19 protein-coding genes are annotated in these 20649 nt (G+C 56.1%); 12 read left to right on the plus strand and 7 right to left on the minus strand.

All coding sequences use genetic code 11. The features are described 5' to 3' along the window. Positions 1-83 precede the first annotated feature (83 nt). The 4 genes from TH4_RS11565 (at position 84) to TH4_RS11580 (ending at position 6725) form a co-directional block, all read left to right on the plus strand. On the plus strand, positions 84-2066 hold the full coding sequence (locus TH4_RS11565) for a heme lyase CcmF/NrfE family subunit (protein WP_064781212.1): 1983 nt from the start codon (positions 84-86) through the stop codon (positions 2064-2066). A gap of 23 nt (positions 2067-2089) precedes the next feature. After that, positions 2090-3352: a c-type cytochrome biogenesis protein CcmI gene (ccmI, locus tag TH4_RS11570; protein WP_064781213.1), complete on the plus strand. Its 1263-nt coding sequence runs from the start codon at positions 2090-2092 to the stop codon at positions 3350-3352. Between the two features lie 322 nt (positions 3353-3674). Further along, on the plus strand, positions 3675-4121 hold the full coding sequence (locus tag TH4_RS11575; protein WP_008889767.1) for a response regulator: 447 nt from the start codon (positions 3675-3677) through the stop codon (positions 4119-4121). Positions 4122-4142: 21 nt separating this feature from the next. Continuing rightward, positions 4143-6725, plus strand: a complete 2583-nt coding sequence (locus tag TH4_RS11580; protein ID WP_157097745.1) for an ABC transporter permease — start codon at positions 4143-4145, stop codon at positions 6723-6725. A gap of 102 nt (positions 6726-6827) precedes the next feature. Here the strand turns inward: TH4_RS11580 and atpC are convergent, their stop codons facing one another. From atpC to TH4_RS11605, 5 genes are read right to left on the minus strand one after another with little or no spacing between them, the layout of a single operon-like run. Continuing rightward, positions 6828-7232, minus strand: a complete 405-nt coding sequence (gene atpC / locus TH4_RS11585) for an ATP synthase F1 subunit epsilon (RefSeq protein WP_008889765.1) — start codon at positions 7230-7232, stop codon at positions 6828-6830. A 41-nt stretch (positions 7233-7273) separates the two neighbouring features. Continuing rightward, positions 7274-8692: a F0F1 ATP synthase subunit beta gene (gene atpD, locus TH4_RS11590; RefSeq protein WP_008889764.1), complete on the minus strand. Its 1419-nt coding sequence runs from the start codon at positions 8690-8692 to the stop codon at positions 7274-7276. 52 nt (positions 8693-8744) lie between these two features. Next, positions 8745-9635: a F0F1 ATP synthase subunit gamma gene (locus TH4_RS11595; protein WP_064781215.1), complete on the minus strand. Its 891-nt coding sequence runs from the start codon at positions 9633-9635 to the stop codon at positions 8745-8747. A 30-nt stretch (positions 9636-9665) separates the two neighbouring features. After that, positions 9666-11198 (minus strand): F0F1 ATP synthase subunit alpha, encoded by a 1533-nt coding sequence (gene atpA / locus TH4_RS11600; protein WP_008889762.1) that lies wholly within the window; start codon positions 11196-11198, stop codon positions 9666-9668. Continuing rightward, a complete protein-coding gene (locus TH4_RS11605) occupies positions 11198-11755 on the minus strand; it encodes a F0F1 ATP synthase subunit delta (RefSeq protein WP_040823053.1) in 558 nt (185 codons plus the stop codon). The genes atpA and TH4_RS11605 overlap by 1 nt, the downstream gene beginning before the upstream one ends. A gap of 489 nt (positions 11756-12244) precedes the next feature. Here TH4_RS11605 and TH4_RS11610 point away from each other — a divergent pair, with 489 nt between their 5' ends. Beyond that, positions 12245-12883: a glutathione S-transferase family protein gene (locus TH4_RS11610; protein WP_064781216.1), complete on the plus strand. Its 639-nt coding sequence runs from the start codon at positions 12245-12247 to the stop codon at positions 12881-12883. Positions 12884-12909: 26 nt separating this feature from the next. On the opposite strand, the gene TH4_RS11615 is transcribed toward TH4_RS11610, so the two are convergent. Continuing rightward, positions 12910-13227: a MazG nucleotide pyrophosphohydrolase domain-containing protein gene (locus TH4_RS11615; protein ID WP_064781217.1), complete on the minus strand. Its 318-nt coding sequence runs from the start codon at positions 13225-13227 to the stop codon at positions 12910-12912. Positions 13228-13300: 73 nt separating this feature from the next. Between TH4_RS11615 and TH4_RS11620 the strand changes: the two genes are divergently transcribed. Next, on the plus strand, positions 13301-14128 hold the full coding sequence (locus tag TH4_RS11620) for a substrate-binding periplasmic protein (RefSeq protein ID WP_064781218.1): 828 nt from the start codon (positions 13301-13303) through the stop codon (positions 14126-14128). A gap of 26 nt (positions 14129-14154) precedes the next feature. Here TH4_RS11620 and TH4_RS11625 read toward each other — a convergent pair whose 3' ends face one another. Next, on the minus strand, positions 14155-16386 hold the full coding sequence (locus TH4_RS11625; protein WP_083997071.1) for a primosomal protein N': 2232 nt from the start codon (positions 16384-16386) through the stop codon (positions 14155-14157). A gap of 170 nt (positions 16387-16556) precedes the next feature. Here TH4_RS11625 and fsa point away from each other — a divergent pair, with 170 nt between their 5' ends. The 6 genes from fsa (at position 16557) to TH4_RS11655 (ending at position 20633) form a co-directional block, all read left to right on the plus strand. Next, complete coding sequence (fsa, locus tag TH4_RS11630) at positions 16557-17213, plus strand: fructose-6-phosphate aldolase (RefSeq protein WP_008889757.1); 657 nt, start codon at positions 16557-16559, stop codon at positions 17211-17213. Positions 17214-17341: 128 nt separating this feature from the next. After that, positions 17342-18031 carry a DUF484 family protein gene (locus tag TH4_RS11635; protein WP_008889756.1) on the plus strand — a complete coding sequence of 230 codons (690 nt, stop codon included), beginning with the start codon at positions 17342-17344 and terminating at the stop codon, positions 18029-18031. After that, positions 18010-18960, plus strand: a complete 951-nt coding sequence (locus tag TH4_RS11640) for a tyrosine recombinase XerC (protein ID WP_064781219.1) — start codon at positions 18010-18012, stop codon at positions 18958-18960. Before TH4_RS11635 ends, TH4_RS11640 begins: the two co-directional genes overlap by 22 nt. A gap of 86 nt (positions 18961-19046) precedes the next feature. Further along, complete coding sequence (locus TH4_RS11645; protein WP_064781220.1) at positions 19047-19352, plus strand: YrhK family protein; 306 nt, start codon at positions 19047-19049, stop codon at positions 19350-19352. 86 nt (positions 19353-19438) lie between these two features. Next, entirely contained in the window at positions 19439-20044 is a 606-nt protein-coding gene (locus TH4_RS11650; protein ID WP_064781221.1) for a glutathione S-transferase family protein, read from the plus strand. 97 nt (positions 20045-20141) lie between these two features. Next, positions 20142-20633, plus strand: coding sequence for a class I SAM-dependent methyltransferase (locus TH4_RS11655; RefSeq protein ID WP_063089237.1), 492 nt, complete (start codon positions 20142-20144; stop codon positions 20631-20633). Positions 20634-20649: the final 16 nt, after the last annotated feature.

Consider the following 20649-nt stretch of genomic DNA (forward strand, 5'->3'; position numbering starts at 1 on the left):
CCAAGCCTTTTTAAAGGGATTATATGTCGCATCTGGGCACATAATTGATACTGTAAAGCCTGCTAGGGACGAGAAACGATAATATGATTGTAGAGATCGGACATTACGCGCTGATACTGTCATTGGTGATGGCAGTTGCCCAATCCACCGTACCGTTTCTGGCGGCATCGCGGCGTGACGCCGCACTTCTGGCCGTCGCACCACGGTTGGCTTTGGCATGCTTTGCACTGGTCGCGGCGAGTTTCCTTGCGCTGACCTATGCCTATGTCAGTTCTGATTTCTCGGTCCTTAACGTTCTGGCTAACAGCCACACCTCCAAACCGATGATCTACAAGATCACCGGGGTTTGGGCCAATCACGAAGGATCAATGCTGCTTTGGGTGCTGATCCTGACCCTGTTTGGTGGGGCGGTTGCGGCATTTGGTCGCAATTTGCCACCGACGCTACTGGCCCGTGTGCTGGGTGTGATGGGGCTGATCGGGGCTGGCTTTATCCTGTTTATTGTTCTGACGTCGAACCCGTTTGAGCGCGTCTTGAACCCGCCGCTTGACGGCGAAGGCATGAACCCGCTGTTGCAGGACCCGGGCATCGCCATTCATCCGCCGTTCCTCTATCTCGGCTATGTCGGCTTTTCAGTCGCCTTTGCCTTTGCGGTGGCAGCCCTGATTGAAGGCCGGGTTGATCCGGCCTGGGCACGTTGGGTGCGCCCCTGGACGCTGGCAGCCTGGGTATTTTTGACCGCCGGCATCGGGCTTGGTTCCTGGTGGGCCTATTACGAGCTTGGCTGGGGCGGCTGGTGGTTCTGGGACCCGGTTGAAAACGCATCCTTCATGCCATGGCTTGCGGGAACCGCGCTTTTGCATTCGGCCATCGTAGTGGAAAAGCGTGACGCGCTTAAAAGCTGGACCATTTTTCTGGCGATCCTGGCGTTTTCCTTCTCGCTTCTGGGGACCTTTCTTGTGCGGTCGGGTGCGCTGACCTCGGTGCATGCCTTTGCCACCGATCCGACGCGCGGGGTGTTTATCCTGTTCCTGCTGTTCATTGCCGTTGGCGGGTCGCTAACACTTTATGCCTGGCGGGCACCGACATTGAAGGGCGGCGGGCTGTTTCAGCCGATCTCGCGCGAAGGGGCGCTTATTTTTAACAATGTCCTTTTGTCGATTGCCGCAGCCATGGTGTTGCTCGGCACGCTTTATCCGTTGCTGCTTGAAACCCTGACTGGCGAAAAAATCTCAGTCGGTGCACCGTTCTTTAATGCGACCTTCGTTCCGATCATCACGCCGGTGATTGTCGCGATGGCCTTTGGGCCATTGATGCCGTGGAAACGTGCCGACCTTTTGGGCGTGTTTAACAAGCTCAAGATCGCCCTTGCGGTTGCCGCCGGTGTCGTGCTGGTGACACTTTGGCTTTCGGGTGGCCCGGCCTTTGCCCTGTTCGGGATGGGGCTGGCAGCCTGGCTGTTTGTCGGATCGATCCTTGAATGGTCGGGCCGCATCAAATTGTTCCGCGAGCCAATTAGCACCAGCCTGCGCCGCATGCGCAATCTGCCGCGGTCGGCCCATGGGACGATGCTGGCCCATGCCGGTGTGGCAATCGTGGTGGCCGGTATCACCGGATCACAGGCCTGGACCGAAGAAGCCGTTCAGTCACTTGCCGTTGGCGAAAGCACCGAACTTGCCGGGCATACCTTTATCCTGTCTGGTATCCGTGAATATCAGGGCCCGAACTATGCCGCCCGTGAAGCGGAAATCACCATCACCACACCGGGCGAACGCACCGTTGTCCTGACGCCGGAAAAACGCGTCTATACGGTCGAAGGCATGCCAACGACAGAAGCCGGCATTCAGTCAAGCTTCACCGGTGACATCTATGCCGTGATCGGTGATCAGGATGAAAGCGGCAAATGGATCACGCGGTTTTACGTCAAACCGCTGATCCCATGGATGTGGTTTGGCGGACTTGTCATGGTGTTTGGCGGTTTGATGTCGCTTTCGGATCGTCGTTATCGCATCGGGGCACCGACCCGTTCCCACAAGACTGCCGCCAAAGCAGTGCCCGCAGAATAAGCCAAGGACAGGATACCTAAATAATGACCATCTGGATTGTTCTTGGCGCGATTACCCTGCTGCTTGCGGGGTTCATTCTGTGGCCGATTTTTGGCGGTAACCGTAAAGCGGCGTCGGATGAGACAAGCGATGCGTCCTCTGCATCGGAGCTTGAAGATGGCAGCCCGGAAAACGAGCTTTCGCGCGACTTGGCGGTTTATCGTGATCAGCTTTCCGAGATTGACCGGGACATTGAGCGCGGGGTTCTAAGCGCCGAGCAGGCCGATGCCGCGCGCACCGAAGTTCAGCGCCGTATTCTGGCGGCCGATCAGCGCATCAAAAAGCAACAACCCACGGATACCATCGAGCAGACATCGGCAAACAAGCCGGTCCGGGCCATTGCCGCCGGCTTTATCGTGCTGTTCATCGCAGGCGGGTTCGGGCTTTATCTTGATCTTGGCAATCCGACCATGCCAGACCGCCCGATCACCAGCCGCACCGATGAAATCAATGCCGTGCGGATGGCCCAGACGGCGGATGAAGACCGCCAGTCGGTGCTTAATCGTGCCGTTAGCGACCTGTCGCAAAGGCTTTTGGAAAATCCAGATGATCTGCGGGCGTGGGAATTGCTGGGCGCCAGCCTGATGGCGCTTGGTCGCCCGGAAGAAGCACAAACCGCGTTTCTTGAAACCGTCAAGCGATCGGGACGTGACGGTGATTATCTGGCCATGTATGCCGAAAGCCTGATCCGCAGCAATAATGGCCAAATCAACACAACCGCGCGCGGCGTGCTGCGCGAAGCCGAAAAAACTGACAGTACCGATCCGCGCATCCAGTTTTATCTTGGCCTTGCCGATGCGCAGGAAGGCAATGTCGGTGCCGCGGTTGATCGCTGGATCGCACTTGCCAATGAGGCACCGGGCGATGCCCCGTGGTTGCCGATGGTGGTTGGCCGGATCAACGAAGCCGCCCTTGCCCAGGGGATCGACATTGAAGGACGCCTGAACCTTGCCGAAAACACGTCCCCCGGCCCAAGTCAGGAAGATATTGCCGCCGCGCAGGAAATGACACCTGAAGAGCAACAGCAAATGATCAAGTCGATGGTCAATGGATTGGCCGAACGGCTGGAGGCTGAGCCGAACAATCCCGACGGATGGGCCCGCCTGATGCAGGCCTATATGGTGCTGGGCCGGGAAGACGATGCCAAGGCGGCGTTCGAGAAGGCCAGCACGGTGTTTGCCGACCAGCCGGAGTTGATTGCCCGATTCGACTCGCTGGCACAGGAAATCGGCATCTCGGCGAACTGAGCAGGCATTTATCGGTAATATTGCCGATAAAAATTGTTTTGCGGAAACTCTTTTCCCTGCACTTTTGAACCATTATATCCCATACAGTCGGATAATATCTGCAACTTTACTGAAGTCTTATTGAATTGAAGTTCGTGCTGAGGTATGAAATTAAGACTTAAGAATAGATAAGAAATACCTCATATATGTGATTCCAAAGAATACCTTTCGATGGTGGGGGCCATCTTTTTCTTTAGGATCAATATATTGACAGGCTCACAAAACAAAAGATCAGGGATGACCATGCGCACCAAAAGCTCATCCCTAAGGATAGCGGATCAGCATGCCGGATCAAAAGAACGGTTCAATAAACAACCTGTTGTTGATTGAAGATAATCCTGGTGATGCGCGCCTGGTGCGCGAAGCACTTCGGGAATTCAAACAACCGGTTGAATTGCATCACGTAAAGGATGCGATGACTGCACTGCAGTTTTTGCAGCAAGATGGTCCGTATCGCAATTCACCGCGCCCACGCCTGATTCTTCTGGACCTCAACATGCCGCGCAAGGATGGCCGCGAAATGTTGCGCGATATCCGCAATGATCCCAATTGCGCATCCATTCCGGTAATCGTCCTGACAACGTCCGGTGCCGAGCATGATGTCGATCTGTGCTATGCTGCCGGGGCAAACTGTTATTTGCGCAAACCGGTTGATGTGACAGAATTCATCGAACTGATGAAAATGATCGAATCCTTCTGGCTGGGACTGGCGTTGACCCCCACGCCGTAACCCCCTGCCAGAGAGACTGCCGTGCGCCGCTCGACATCTCTGCTTTTGACATCCCAGTCCATCCCGACCAGCCTGCGGCTTGCGCTGCGTGAATTGCGCAAGCCCGGTATCGGCATTGTTACCCTGTTCGCAACCCTTGTGTTTGCCGCGACCATTCTGGTGCTGACCGTCAGTCTGACCCAGTCGGTTCGCGATGGGTTGCGCCAGTCTGCACAACAGACCATCGGCGGGGATATCTCGCTGCGTCTGTTTCACCGGGCACCGACGACAGATGAAGTTGCCTTTCTTGAAACGCTTGGCACGCTCAGCCTGACAATCGAACAAAGGGTGATGGTTCAGCCATCCGGTAATCAACCGGCAGTGCTTTCCGAACTGAAGGCGGTTGATGCCGCCTATCCGCTTTTTGGTCATCTGAAACTGTCGCCAGACATTCCCCTTTCAGAAGCCCTTGGCACCCGCGATGGCAAACCCGGTATTGTTGTTGGCCCCGAACTGATTGAAGGCGGTGGGTACAGGGTTGGCGATACTCTTTATCTTGGGGGTCAGCCTTATCAGATCCGCGCGGGCATCGCCGCCGAGCCCGAACGCAAATTCAGGCTGTTCTCGCTCGGCCCCCGCGTGATTGTCGGGCTAGATGCGTATCGCAACAGCCCACTTTTGGTACCGGGCAAGCAGGTTTACTGGTATTTGCGGATCAAGCTGCCACCGGATAACACGAGATCGCCGGATCAGATTATTGCGATCATCGAGGACCAATTCCCTGACAGCGGATGGCGGATTGTCAGTGCTGCGGACGGCGTCCCCGGGCTCGAACGCATCGGGGATTTCGCGTCTGCCTTCGTCAGCCTGATGGGAATTGCGATCTTTGCCATCGCGACAAGTGCGATCCGAAATGCCCTGACAGCCGATCTTGCCGCCCGACGCCCTCGCTTTGCGACCCTGCGCAGTCTGGGCGCCCGGCCACAGGAAGTTGCCACCAGCATTATCTGGCAAATGGGACTTGTTACTGCGTTGGCTATCCTGATTGCGGTTGTTTTAACTGTAATCGCGGGCGAGATGCTTGGTCCGTTGTTCGCCGAAATGCTTGGCTTTGACGCAAGGCCAACTTTCGAGAATGGCCCGTTGATTGCGGGCTTTGTTTTCGGCTTTGTTGCCCTTGTTGCTATCAACCCGATCCGCGATGCCAGTGAAGCTTCGCCGGCCTGCCTGTTTCGCCATCAGGATCGCCGTGAAACGCAGGGCACCATAAAACGCCGTTCAACCAAACTCATGATCATAAAGGCCCTCATTGCAGCCTGCTTGCTTGGCATTGCCAGTGCCCTGATTGACCTTGGCTGGTTTTCGCTTGTCTTGTTGGCGGTTCTTGTCGGATGTCAGCTTCTTTTCGTCGGTCTCGGGCGGATAATCCGGGCCATCGCAGGAAAGTTATCAACACGACATCGCCTTTCCCCCACCCTTCGTTTGGCATTGCGCAATATCGCCCGACCATCTGCGCCGACCGTGACCATCACCGCGTCCTTTGGCCTGGCGATGGCATGCCTGACCGCGGTTATGCTATTTGGCAGCTTGGCGAGTCAGCATTTGAAATCTGTCTTGCCGTTCCAGACCCCGGATGTGGTGTTTTTCGATATCCCGCCCACAGAACAAGACGCCTTTCAGGCGGATATTTTGCGCGCTGATGGTGTTCAAAGCATCACCCAGATGCCGTTTCTGCACGGTCGGGTCACGCATCTGAACGGCGTGCCATTGACGCAGGCCCAAGTACCACGGCGCTATCACTGGTTCCTGCGCGGCGACCGGGGCATGTCATGGACGGATCGTCCGACAGCATACATGACCGAAAGCACGCTTACAGATGGCCAGTGGTGGCCGCCAGAGAGCGTTAACGAAGGTCTGGCATCCATCGACGCCGGTGTCGCACAGGCAATCGGTGCAGCGGTGGGGGACAGCCTGACGGTCAATATCATGGGAAAACCCCATAACGTCCGCATTGCCAATCTGCGTCAGATTGACTGGACCCGACTTGACCTTGATTTCCCGATTGTGCTGTCGCCGATGTCGCCGGCCTTTGACCATGGAGTTATCAGTGCTGTGCAGCTCAATGACACAATGGATGCAAGGGCATCAATGGCCCCGATCCTTGAGACCCATCGCGACATACCGGTGATTTTCGTCAACGACGTTCTGGCAAAACTGACCCGCTTGTTTGACGGTGTGGTCGCAGGGCTGCTCGCGATCACCACACTTGCGACCTTTGGCGCGGTTCTGGTGATTATTTGCGGGCTGATCGCGCTGCGCCAGCGCCAGACTGAGACACTTGCCATGCTGCGTGCCCTTGGTATCCGGCCGCGTCAAATCAGCCAAACCGGGGCGCTTGAAACCGGACTGATGGTTTCGATCAGTGGACTGGTTGGACTGATGGCAGGCAGCGGAATTGCAATTATCGCCGCACAGGCCATCGGCACCATCGATCTGGCGAAGGTCGTGACAATCGCCGGACCGATGATCGCGTCGGCATTTGGCGCGATCGTGGTGCTTGGGTTTGGTGGTGGCTGGATTTTGCAGGCAGCAAGTTTGCGTGCACAGGCGGGCTGGCGCGGCTAGGCCGAAACCCCAAAGCCCCAAAACGCCCCAAAGCCAGATCGGACAACAAAAAAGGCCGCCCCATCAGGACGGCCTTTTTAAATGATTTTCTGAAAGCAGTGCTTAGTTGCTCAGGGCCTGGATCTGTGCACGGGCAATGTCGAGCGCGCGCTCGGCATTGGCTTTGTCGTGTGCAGTCTCGGCAGACTTGAGAGCGGCCTGAGCCTCCTCAAGACGGGCCTGTGCTTCGTCAGCTTTCAAATCGGAAACCGGAACCGCTTCTTCTGCCAGAATGGTGCAACGCTCGGGATTAACCTCTGCAACACCACCAGCAACGAAGATACGTTCGGAAACCTTACCACCTGCATAGATGTCGATGACACCCGGACGAATGGTCGAGATCATCGGCGCATGCTTGGGCAGAACACCAAAATTCCCGTCCGTGCCCGGAACAACGACCATCTCGACCGGCTCGGATTTGAGCAGGGCAGACGGTGAAACAAGTTCCAGTACAGTCGTATCAGTCATGACAATCCTCGCTCCTTAGCCGGAGGGGGACCAAAGCTGCCTTAGGCAGCTTCGGCCATCTTCTTGGCTTTTTCGATGGCTTCTTCGATGGTGCCGACCATGTAGAATGCCTGTTCCGGCATGTGGTCATATTCACCAGCGCAGATCGCTTTGAAAGCCTTGATGGTGTCTTCGAGCTGAACGAACACGCCCGGAGTACCGGTGAAGACTTCTGCAACGTGGAACGGCTGCGAAAGGAAACGCTGGATCTTACGGGCACGTGCCACAACCAGTTTGTCTTCTTCCGAAAGCTCGTCCATGCCGAGGATGGCGATGATGTCCTGCAGGCCTTTGTAGGTCTGAAGAACACGCTGAACTTCACGCGCGGTCTCGTAGTGTTCCTGACCAATGACGCCCGGATCCAGAGCACGCGAAGTGGAGTCGAGCGGGTCAACTGCCGGGTAGATGCCGAGCTCGGCAATCTGACGGTTCAGCGTGGTGGTTGCGTCAAGGTGAGCAAACGAGGTTGCCGGTGCCGGGTCAGTCAAGTCATCGGCCGGGACGTAAATTGCCTGAACCGAGGTAATGGAACCTTTTTTGGTCGAGGTAATACGTTCCTGCAGCGCACCCATGTCGGTTGCCAGCGTCGGCTGATAACCCACAGCAGACGGGATACGACCGAGAAGTGCCGACACTTCCGAACCAGCCTGGGTAAAGCGGAAGATGTTATCGACGAAGAACAGAACGTCCTGGCCTTCTTCATCACGGAAGTATTCCGCAAGGGTCAGACCGGTCAGAGCAACACGTGCACGTGCTCCCGGGGGTTCGTTCATCTGGCCATAGACCAGTGCGGCTTTGGATTCGCCTTCCGGGTTGATAACGCCCGATTCCATCATCTCGTGATAGAGGTCGTTACCTTCACGGGTACGTTCACCAACACCAGCAAAGACCGAGTAACCACCGTGGCCTTTTGCCACGTTGTTGATCAGTTCCATGATAAGGACGGTTTTACCAACGCCCGCACCACCGAACAGACCAATTTTACCACCCTTGGTGTACGGCGCGATAAGGTCGATAACCTTAATGCCGGTCACAAGGATTTCGGTTTCGGTGGACTGGTCGATGAAGTCAGGTGCTTCACGGTGGATCGGAGAGGTCTTGGCTGCATTAACCGGACCACGTTCGTCAACCGGCTCACCGATAACGTTCAGAATACGACCAAGGGTTTCCGGACCAACCGGAACCGAGATCGCATCACCGGTGTCGGTGACTTCCTGACCGCGCTGCAGACCTTCGGTGGTGTCCATTGCGATCGTACGGACCGCATTTTCACCAAGGTGCTGTGCAACTTCAAGAACCAGACGCTGACCGTTGTTGTCAACATGCAGCGCATTCAGAATGGGAGGCAGATCGCCGTCGAATTTAACGTCGACGACGGCGCCCATTACCTGGGAAATTTTCCCCGCCTTCTTGTTCGCCATAGTTATTGTCTCCTGCTCGGACAAAGCTATCCGTTAACTTCCTGCGACCCGCTTACAAAGCCTCGGCGCCGGAAATGATTTCAATCAGTTCATTGGTGATCTGAGCCTGACGTGAGCGGTTGTACTGGATGCTCAGTCGGTCGATCATATCGCCGGCATTGCGGGTTGCGTTATCCATCGCGGACATACGCGCACCGTGTTCAGATGCGCTGCTTTCAAGCATTGCACCGAAAATCTGGACGCCAACGTTACGCGGCAGCAAATCAGCCAGAATGGCTTCTTCGGACGGTTCGTATTCGTAAACCGCAGAAGAACCAGTTGCTTCTTCCTGCTCGTCTGCTTCTTCACCCGTGAACGGGATCAGCTGCTGAGCGGTTGCCACCTGCGAAATCGCGGACACGAACTTGTTGTAGAAGATCGTGCAGACGTCGAATTCGCCTTCGTCGTAAAGCGCCAGAACCTTGTCTGCCACCTCGGTTGCCGAAGAGAAATCAATCCCCTTCTTGCCCTCGATGCCAGTATACCGGGCGACAATATTGTCACCAAATTCACGCTTGAGCGCATCTGCACCCTTGCGGCCAACACAGATCAGCTTCACCGTCTTGCCTTCAGCCTGCAGGGCTTTGGCTTTCAGACGGGCTGCTTTGACGATCGATGCGTTAAAACCACCGCAAAGGCCACGGTCCGCGGTGAAGACGACGAGCAGATGCACATCATCCTTACCGGTACCGGCCAGAAGCTTTGGCGCCCCTTCATTGCTGCCGACGGCAGTTGCAAGACGGCCCAGCATCGTCCCCATGCGTTCAGCATAGGGACGGGCTGCTTCCGCTGCATCCTGTGCACGACGGAGCTTGGAGGCTGCCACCATCTTCATCGCCGAGGTAATCTTCCTCGTCGATTTGACGCTGGCAATGCGCGAGCGCAGATCCTTCAAACTAGCCATTGCGTTTCCTCCTTCGCCTAAGTTTCAGTCTTACGCGAAGGTTTTCGCGAACTTGTCGAGGAACGCTTTAAGCTTGGCTTCGCTGTCATCGGACAAAACTTTCTCGGTGCGGATCGCATCGAGGATATCAGCGCCAGCCGAACGAATTTCGGACAGGTACTGTTCTTCGAAGGCGCGAACCTTGTTCACCGGAATGCTGTCGAGATAGCCTTTAACACCAGCGTAGATCACAACAACCTGCTCTTCGACCTTGAGCGGCGAGTACTGCGGCTGCTTGAGCAGCTCGGTCAGACGTGCGCCACGGGCCAGAAGTTTCTGGGTTGCCGGATCAAGATCCGATGCGAACTGTGCGAATGCTTCCATCTCACGATACTGAGCGAGTTCCAGCTTGATCGAGCCAGCAACCTGCTTCATCGCTTTGATCTGTGCGGACGAACCAACACGCGAAACCGACAGACCAACGTTCACAGCCGGGCGTACGCCTTTGTAGAACAGGTCGGTTTCAAGGAAGATCTGACCGTCGGTGATCGAGATCACGTTGGTCGGAATAAACGCCGAAACGTCGTTACCCTGGGTTTCAATAACCGGAAGTGCGGTCAGCGAGCCAGCGCCGTTTTCGTCATTCATCTTTGCCGCACGTTCCAGCAGACGGGAGTGCAGATAGAAGACGTCACCCGGGAATGCTTCACGTCCCGGCGGGCGGCGAAGCAGCAGCGACATCTGACGATAAGCAACAGCCTGCTTGGACAGATCATCATAGAAGATGGTTGCGTGCATGCCGTTGTCACGGAAGTACTCACCCATTGCGCAAGCAACGAACGGTGCGATGAACTGCATCGGTGCCGGGTCGGATGCGGTCGCAGCAACAATGATGGTGTTTTCCATCGCGCCGCGCTCTTCAAGGACCTTAACAACCTGTGCAACGGTCGAACGTTTCTGACCAACTGCAACATAGATGGAGAACATCTTGTCGCTGTCGGATTTCGCTGCATCGTTCACCGGCTTCTGGTTCAGAATGGTGTCAACGATGATGGCGGTTTTACCGGTCTGACGGTCACCAATGATCAGCTCACGCTGGCCACGGCCAATCGGGATCAGCGAGTCAATCGACTTGATACCGGTCTGTACCGGCTCGTGAACCGATTTACGCGGGATGATGCCCGGTGCCTTGACGTCAGCAAGGCGACGTTCTTTTGCACCCAGTTCGCCTTTGCCGTCGATCGGGTTGCCCAGACCGTCAACAACGCGACCAAGAAGTTCTTTACCAACCGGAACGTCAACGATGGCGCCAGTACGTTTAACCTGGTCACCTTCCTTGATCGAACGGTCAGAACCGAAGATCACGACACCAACGTTGTCTTCTTCGAGGTTAAGGGCCATGCCCTTAATGCCACCCGGGAAGTCAACGAGTTCACCAGCCTGGACGTTGTCCAGACCGTAAACACGGGCAATACCGTCACCGACAGACAGAACCTGACCGACTTCGGCAACTTCGGCTTCAGCACCAAAATTGGCAATCTGATCCTTAAGAATAGCGGAGATTTCCGCGGCGCGGATTTCCATCACGCAACCCCTTTCATAGCGAGCTCGAGCTTCTGCAGTTTAGTACGAAGCGAGGCATCAAAAACCCGGGAACCGACCTTGACGACAAGACCGCCAAGAACAGCCGGATCAACTTTAAGGTCCACTTTTACAGTGGCGCCGACAACTTCTTTGAGAGCGCCGGTAACGGCTTCGATTTGCTCTTTTTTCAGCTCGGAAGCCGAGGTCACCTGTGCGGTAACTTCGCCCTTGTGAGCCGAGAGCATGGAAAGGTAGGAATCAATGACATCCGGCAGGGCAAACAGACGACGCTTCTGAGACAGAAGCCCTACGGTCTTCTTGGTCAACTCGGAAACGCCAAGCTTGTCCAGAAGAGCCGCCATCGCCTTGGCCTGCACGTCCCGGGAAATCACGGGACTGCGGAGTACATTCCGGAGGTCATCGCTGGTTGCGATGGCCTGGTCGAGCAATTCAAGATCGCTTTTGACAGCATCAAGCTGGTTGGCCGAGTTGGCCAAGTCAAATAGTGCTGTGGCGTAGCGCCCTTGGAGCCCGGTCGCGGCAGTATTTTGGGACACCGGTGAAAGCCCTCAATTCTGGTTATGAGAACGACTCGGATACGTATAAAAAAATGATCCCCCGAAAGGGTTTCCTTCCGGGAAGCGAGCGTTTGGTATCACATGTCCTTTGAGTGGGCAACCCCCGCGCAAGCGCAATTGCGCCCTCTTTTCCATTCTTTGGCAAAGTTCGGCCAAAACACCCCGAAATCGCCCATTTTTAAGGCAGGCTTACAACTATTTAATAAGATGCCTCTGGTTGGGGATGAGCTCGCAAGGTTAATGAAATCCTGATTCACGCGACGAATCCCCGAATTGCACAGAGTTGGTTTTTATCCTGGCTGCGATTATCGGGACAAACCGATCAAAACTGTAACCGACTTCACACCTGACCTACGGGCTTGCCTAAATTGATCTGCTGTTGGGAGTTAGCTGATGCTGGATACCAGCACGGGATTTCACTAGTGTCTTGTTTCTAGTCGCCAACCAACCGCATCGAGATCACCGACCATGAATTATCACCTGTTTTACGCACCGGGGGCCGCCAGCATGGCAGTGCACTGGATGTTGATTGAACTCGATGTGCCCTTTGAGGCTTTCCTGGTTGATATTGATCGTGGCGAACAACGTGACCCGCAATATCTGAAGCTCAACCCGTCGGGGCGTGTGCCCACATTGGTCATTGATGGGGTCGCATACGGGGAAACAGTCGCCCTGATGATGCTATTGGCAGAACGCCATCCCGGCAGTGGACTGGTGCCTGACGTCGGGAGTCCCCAAAAAGCAGAATGGCTGCAACTTGCCATCTACATCGCCAATACGCTGATGCCGGCAATGCGCGACTGGCTGTATGCGGCCAAGGACGGCAATCCGGAAGGGGCCGATGCCGTCAAGGCACTGGCCGAAAAGCGGATCTGTTCTGTCTGGGATGATTTTGAGGCGCGGCTTTTGAAAAAGGGCGACTATCTTCTTGGCGATCATTTCGGGATGGTCGACATGTTGGCCGTCATGCTGATGCGATGGTCGCGCAACATGCCGTGCCCGGCCATCGACAGGCCAACCCTGCGCCAATATGTCGACAGAATCGCTCAGCGCGATTCCTATATCGAGTTGAATACTCGTGAAGGCTTGTCCGGATGGCCCGCGTAAATGTGACCAAACCGGTTTGGATGGTTTCAGACGTGTGATCCCGTGCCATCGCCCTTTGATACCCAGGTTCTTGATCGATTGATCGCCATCTTGGCCTGCACTTCCTGATCAAGATCGAGGTCGAACTGATCTGCCAGCCGATACAGCAAAATCAGAACATCGGCGGCTTCTTTGCCGATCTCGCTGACGTCGCGATCCTGAACCGCTTCGCCAAGTTCCTGCATTTCCAGAAGGGCTCGGTCGACGAGTGATGCCGGATCACTGACCGGGCCAAATGTCTGCTCTGCCCAATCGCACATGCTGCGCTGATTTTCAGATGATTCGTTATTACTTTCACAAAGCATTATCAAATTAACTCCCTAAATATAATATGACAGCAGATGCACCTGCGCCGTTTTCAGGACAACAGGAACGACAATGAAGACGCCAACGGCACGAAAACAAAGCTTCCTTGAACTGGGAATTTGCCTTTGTGCAGCAGTGTGCCTGATCCTGTTATCGTGGAAAAGCCCCTCGGCCCGCACCCTTGTGATCGAGGGTCTTGAAGAAGCCCCGCTGAAATGGGTTGACCATGAAGACCCCATGGGCATTGATATCGACATCATGACCGAGGTGCTGCGCACTATGGGAATCCGTGATTATGTGTTCCGGTTTGTCGATAATGGCAGCCGTTTGCTGCATAACGCCCGCAACGGCCAATCGGACATCGTCCTGACGCTTTCGATGAATGACGAGCGCGCCGAATTCTTGCTGTATCCCAATGAGGCGCATCTGCTGCTGGATTGGCGATTTGCAATCCGGGCCGAGGACAAAGAAAAAATCCGGTTCGAGGAATTTTCCGATCTCGCTCGGGTTCGGATCGGGGCCGCGGCCGACTATTCCTATACCAGCGCCTTCTGGAATTCGGGTCTTGATATCCAGACAGTGGCCCGCAGTGACCTTCTGATCCCGATGTTGCTGCAAAACCGGTTTGACGCGGTACCGGTCAATTACCTCAACACGATTTATGACAGTCTGCAGAATCGCTATCGCAACAAGATCGCCTTCCTGTATCCGCCACTGCGTCGTGCGCCCTATTATAATGTGTTCTCAAAGGCGTCCGATTATCCCGACAAGGAAGCGTTCCTGAGCCGGTATGACGAAATCATCCGCGAAATGCGCGAAGATGGCCGGTTGCTTCGTATCTTTGAAAGATACCTTGGACCGGACGGGTATGACTGGTGGCAGTCGCAATATTCGCAATAAGCGACACGACGAAAAACAATCCCGACTTACATAAAGCTGTAGGGGTCGATATCGACCTGCACACGCACACTGCCCGGCGTTTTGACCTTTGACAGCCAATCATGGATAAGCGCCTGCATCTTGACCGACTTGTCCGCCCGGATCATGAAGCGCCGACGATAACGCCCGCGTAAAAGCGACAAAGGTGCTGGTGCCGGGCCCAGAACCATCAGGCCATCACCGCGCGGCGCGACCCGGCCGATGCGCCAGGCGGCCTCATCGACCTCGCTCTCCTTTTTGCCACTGATAATAAGGGCGGCCAGCCGACCGTGTGGCGGCATGCCATGGGTCATGCGCTGGGACAGCTCCACCTCGTTAAAGGCATCGCGATCACCGGCGGCAATTGCCTTGATCACGCGATTGGCCGGATCAGCTGTTTGCAGCATCACCGTTCCGGGGCGATCGCCGCGGCCTGCGCGGCCCGCCACCTGGGTCAGCAATTGATAGCTGCGCTCAGCCGCACGTAAATCACCCCCGGCCAAGCCAAGATCGGCATCAACCACCCCGACCAGCGTCAGCATGGGGAAGTGATAGCCCTTGGCCAAAATCTGTGTGCCGATCAGAAGATCGACTTCGTGATTATGCACGCGATCAATCAGCTGTGCCGCGGCCTTGGGCCCCATGATGTTATCGGATGTCGCGACCTCGACCCGGATATCGGGGAAAGTCTCAACCGCCTCTTCATACAGGCGTTCCACCCCCGGACCACAGGGGGCCAGTTTGCCCTCCGCGCCGCAGGACGGACAGGCATCAGGCGCCTTGGCCTGATAACCGCAATGATGACATTGCAATTTGCCCCATGCCCGATGCTCAACCAACCAGGCGGTGCAGTTCGGGCACTGGAACCGATGACCACAGGCCCGACACAGCGTAAGCGGTGCATAGCCCCGGCGGTTCAGGAACAGCATCGCCTGTTCGCCGTTGGCAAAGGTTTCTGCCAGCCGTTTTTTAAGCGTCGGCGTGATCCAGCGATTGCGTTGGGGTTTGTCCTGGCGGATATCGATGATCTCGACACTTGGCAACACCGCCACACCATGACGACTGCCAAGTTGAACATGCTGATAGCGCCCGGCTTCAACATTGGCCAAGGTTTCAAGCGATGGGGTCGCGGAAGCGAGAACAATAGGGATATTGCCCAGATGCGCCCGTGTCACCGCCATGTCGCGGGCATGATACATCACGCCATCTTCCTGCTTGAACGCGTGTTCGTGTTCCTCGTCGACCACGATCAGGCCGAGATTATGATAGGGCAGGAAAAGGGCCGACCTGGCCCCGACGACAAGCTTGGCTGATCCATCGGCCACCGCCCGCCAGGTATCACGACGCCTGGCCTGCCCGACTTCGGAATGCCAAAGGGCGGGTTCGACACCAAACCGGTCACGGAAACGTTGCAGCCATTGGGCCGAAAGTGCGATTTCCGGCAACAGGACCACAACCTGCTTGCCCTGCGCCAGTGCGGCACGGACCGGCTCAAAATAAACTTCGGTCTTGCCCGACCCGGTCACACCATCCAGAAGCGTACAGGAAAAGCCCCCATCATCAAGGCGCGCACACAGCGCGTCTGCGGCCTCGTTCTGTTCGGGCGACAAATCCGGGCGTGGTATATCAAGATCAGGTGCCTCAAACGGTGATGGCGGGGAGACCATCAGGCGCTGCACAGCGCCAGCGTCGACCAGCCCCTTGATCACACTTGCCCCGGCACCGGTTTCGCGCAGGATATCACCCTGTTCCATCGGCGGATGATCGGCCAGAAACGCCAGAACGCGTTTGCGCGGCGGCGTCAGGCGCAGAGATGTCGCGTCAAATTCCGGATTTAGGGTAAATCGAAAGATCGGCTTGGGGGCCTCAAGCGCATCTGGCACGCTCATGGCCATACGCAACACAGCCCCTTGCGGCGCCATGGTGTAGGCCGATACCCAGTCAATAAATTTGCGGGTGACATCCGCCATCGGCGGAGTTGGCAGAACACCGAAAATTTCGCGCAGCTTGGCGGGATCAACATCGCCCTTGGCATCGCCCCAGACGACACCGCGCTGGGTTTGACGACCAAGTGGAATTTCAACGAAATCGCCGGGTGCGACAGAAACGCCTTCGGGCACCAGATAGTCATATGGTCCGGCCAAAGGCAGCGGCGGCAGGACGCTCACGGTCTGGGCGGTTACCTCAAAGGCCGGATCATTCGCAAACAAATTTCCAGAGGTGGCCTTTGCGGCACGCATATATTATAAACCCCGTGAGGTTGCCCATCAGACCGAGCCGTTTCAGGAACGCCAGACAATGGGCACAGAAACAAACGGTCCCACAGCAAGGATCTGGTTCCGTCATCAGATGATCCAGAACCTAGCAGCTAACCGCATCATTGAACAACAGGTCCTAAACAGGAATTCCAATGAAGTTTTTCATCGATACCGCTGACATCGACGCAATCCGCGAACTGGCCATGTCCGGCCTCGTGGACGGTGTCACCACCAACCCCTCGCTGGTAGCAAAGTCTGGCCGACCGTTTCTCGAACTGATCAAGGAAATTTGTGAAGTTGTTGACGGTCCGGTCAGCGCAGAAGTTGCTGCGACCGATTACGAAACCATGGTTGCCGAAGGCCGCAAGCTTGCCAAAATCGCCGACAATGTCGTCGTCAAGCTGCCGCTGACTGCTGATGGCCTCAAGGCTTGCCGTACCTTCACCGACGAAGGCATTCAGACCAACGTAACCCTTTGCTTCTCGGTCGGTCAGGCCATTCTGGCAGCCAAAGCCGGTGCGACCTATGTTTCGCCGTTCGTTGGCCGTCTGGATGACATTTCCTCGGATGGTATGCAGCTGATTGCCGACATCGTTGATGTTTATGGCAACTACCCGAACTGGACCACAGAAGTGCTTGTTGCTTCGGCACGTGGCCCGCAGCATGTTGTCGACTCGGCCCGTCTCGGTGCTGACGTTGTCACCATCCCGCCGCAGGTTCTGGGCCAGTTGACCAAACACCCGCTGACCGACAAGGGCCTTGAAGCCTTCCTCGCCGATTGGGAAAAAACCGGCCAGTCGATCCTCTGATTTTGGATCGCTGATCGCGACAAACATATAAAAACCCGCATCGCGCGCGGTTTTTAACATGCATTTAACCCGGCAGCCCGCATTGTGGCAGCCGGGTTTTTTGTTTCTCACTTTTCAAGCCGGAACCGATGGAAAAGACAGCTTTGCGCGCCGACGATGTGGCGGACTACCTTGCCGAACATCCTGAATTCTTCACTACGCGCCCGGACTTGCTTGAAAGTCTTGATTTGCCGATGCGCGAACTGGGCAATGGCGTTGCCGACATGCAGCAATATGTCGTTGCCCGCCTGCGCGATGAACGTGAAAAGCTGCGCGGTGCGACCAGTGAACTGATCAATATTTCCAAATCCAACCTCGAAACCCAAAGCCGCATCCACCGTGCGGTTCTGGCCCTTTTGAATGCGCGGGGGTTTGAAACCTTTGTCGAGGCACTTCAGGACCTTGTGCCAGAACTTCTCGATCTTGATGCGATTGCGCTGTGCTTTGAAGAATGCAAGGAAGCCCCGGTACCAAGTTGTGATGGCCGGGTGCGTCGACTTGTCGTCGGTGCGGTTGATCAGGTTCTGGGGGACGAGCACGATGTCTGGCTGTTGCCAGATGATGCCGGCGACGAGGCGATTTTTGGCCCGAAGGCATCTGAAATCCGGTCTGCGGCAATTGTGCGCCTGGCACCATTTTATGGTGATCCGGTCGGGCTTGTTGCGTTTGGCGTCAAGGAGCCGGATTATTTCAGCCCGGCGCAGGCCAATGACCTGATCATGTTCCTGGCATCCGTTATCGAGTTTGGTGTGCGTCGATGGCTGACCCAAACGGTCTGACCGCCATCACCCTGCCACAGGATGTGCGCGACGCCATTGCCGACTGGCGTGGCTGGCTTGCCAATGAGCGTCGCGCGTCCAACCACACGACCGAAAACTATCTGGCCGATCTTTATGCCTTTCTGGGCTTCGTCAAAGACCATCTTGGCGATGCTCCGACGCTTAAGGACTTGCTCCGCCTGAATCCGCGCGATTTTCGAAGCTGGCTGGCGCGCCGCAGCATGGATGGCATGGCCAAGACGTCGACCGCGCGTGCACTATCAAGCTTGCGCAATTTTTACCGGTTTCTTGAACGGTCCGGGCGCGGTCAAAACGCCGCGGTGCAGTCGATCCGCAATCCCCGCCTGCCGCAATCAACGCCCAAACCGCTGGCGCCAGATGACGCCATGGCGGTGCTGGAAAACGCCGATGCCTGGCAGGATGAGCCGTGGCTTGGCAAACGTAACCTTGCCCTTTTCACCCTGCTGTATGGTTGCGGCCTGCGTATTTCAGAGGCGCTTGATCTGAATGCCAATCAACGCCCGACCGGGGATTCGATGGTGATCACCGGTAAAGGCAACAAACAACGCCTTGTCCCGGTTCTGCCCATCGTGCGCGACGCGATCGAGGATTATGTCCGCATCTGCCCGTTTGCGCCCGATGGTAATGATCCCCTGTTTCTGGGCGCACGCGGCAATCGGCTTGTGGCACAAGTCGCCCAGCGTGAAATGCGCAAGGTCCGCGAACTTCTGAACCTGCCCGATACCGCCACCCCGCATGCGCTGCGCCATTCGTTTGCGACGCATCTTTTGGCCGGGGGGGGTGATTTGCGTACCATTCAGGATTTGCTCGGCCACGCATCGCTTTCAACGACCCAGCGCTATACCGCGGTCGATACCGAACAATTGATGGCGGTCTATAACGGCACCCATCCGCGCGCCCGGCGTTAGGACACGACGCCAGAACACGCATCGGAACCGTTTTGCACGCTCAGGCGTTGGATGCCCAGACACAGCTCCGCGAAAGAGATCCAGTGATGAAGCTATTTCGATCCCGCCGCTTTGACGCCAGCCCGCGCCATCGCCAGATTTACAGCGCCTATGAAATTGCCTATTCGGTCATCGACCTTTTGGCGGCCGTCCTGTTTATCGTCGGCAGTGTGTTGTTTCTTGATGATGCAACGGTCAAGGCCGGGACGTGGCTGTTTATCATCGGATCGGTGTTCTTTGCCGGTCGGCCTGCCGTGCGGCTTGCCCGTGAATTGCATCTGGCCGGACTGGGTGACGAGGGGCAACGCGATAGGGCTGATCCGGGTCCTGCCAGCAACCGCGCCGGGTCTTGAAAATCTTTTCGCAAAATTTCGGTTCCTAGCGATCACCTTTCGCCATTAGACTGCGGGCAAACACCTGATATGCCCGGAGGAAAACCATGATATTGCGTTCGAGTGGTCCGTCGCCGTTTGGCCGGAAAGTCAAAATCGTTGCCAAGATGCTTGGCATTTATGACCAGCTGACGGTTGAAGATTCAAACACCAACGACCCGGCTGATACCCTGCGCCAGCAAAACCCGCTGGGTAAAATTCCGATCCTGATCCTTGAGGACGGTCGCAAGATTTTCGATAGCCGCGTGATCTGTGAATATCTTGATGCGCAGGTCGATGGCACCAGCCTGCATCCCACCGAAAGCGATGCACGGTGGGATGCCCTGACCCTTCAAGCGCTTGGCGACGGCATTGTCGATGCATCCATCCTGCAGGTCTATGAAAGCCGCATGCGCCCGGAAGAAAAACGCCATGGCGACTGGCTGTCCTATCAGGCGGACAAGGTCAAAAGATCCCTTGATCATCTGAGTGCCAATGCCCCGTCACTGGAAGGTGACCTGACGATTGGCCATGTCGCGATTGCCTGTGCGCTGGGCTATCTTGATCTGCGCTTTGAGGGCAAATGGCGCGAAAGCTATCCGGCACTGGTCACATGGCTTGAAACCTTTGACGCACGCGTCCCGGCATTTGAGTCCACCAAGTTTGTCGCCTAAGACTGATGCCCTTTGGCGCAATGCTGATTGCGCCAAAGGGCAAAGATTTTAAATCAAGTGCTTAGCAACTAAAAAACAACCCGGAGCCTTTTGCACAATGTCCCGTCTGAACAGCGTTATCCGCCGTCTTCAAGCCCAACGCGATTGCCTGAATGCGGCAGCAGAAATGATCAAGGATCAGGACGGCATCGTGCTTGAAGTCGGGCTTGGCAACGGGCGCACGTTTGATCACCTGCGCGAAATCATGCCGGATCGCGAGATTTTCGTCTTTGACCGGCAGATCGCAGCCCACCCGAAATGTATCCCCGATGATGACCATTTGTTCCTTGGCGATATCTTTGAAACCCTGCCGAAGGCGGTTGAACGTTTCAAAGGCAAGGTCGCACTGGTTCATTCCGATGTCGGTACCGGGGACGAGGCGCTTAATGCCAAGATCGCGTCCTTTATCGGATCAACCCTGCCCCCGGCATTGATCAAGGGTGCAATTGTGGCATCGGACCAGAAAATCGATGTGCCGGGCACGATTGCCGAACCGCTGCCCGAAGGCGTTCCAAAAGATCGCTATTTCTTCCGTCGTTATCAGGGCTAATATCGCGCCCAGTTTT

Origin of the sequence: Thalassospira tepidiphila MCCC 1A03514 (assembly GCF_001662875.1) — a bacterium.
GTDB classification, from domain to species: domain Bacteria; phylum Pseudomonadota; class Alphaproteobacteria; order Rhodospirillales; family Thalassospiraceae; genus Thalassospira; species Thalassospira tepidiphila.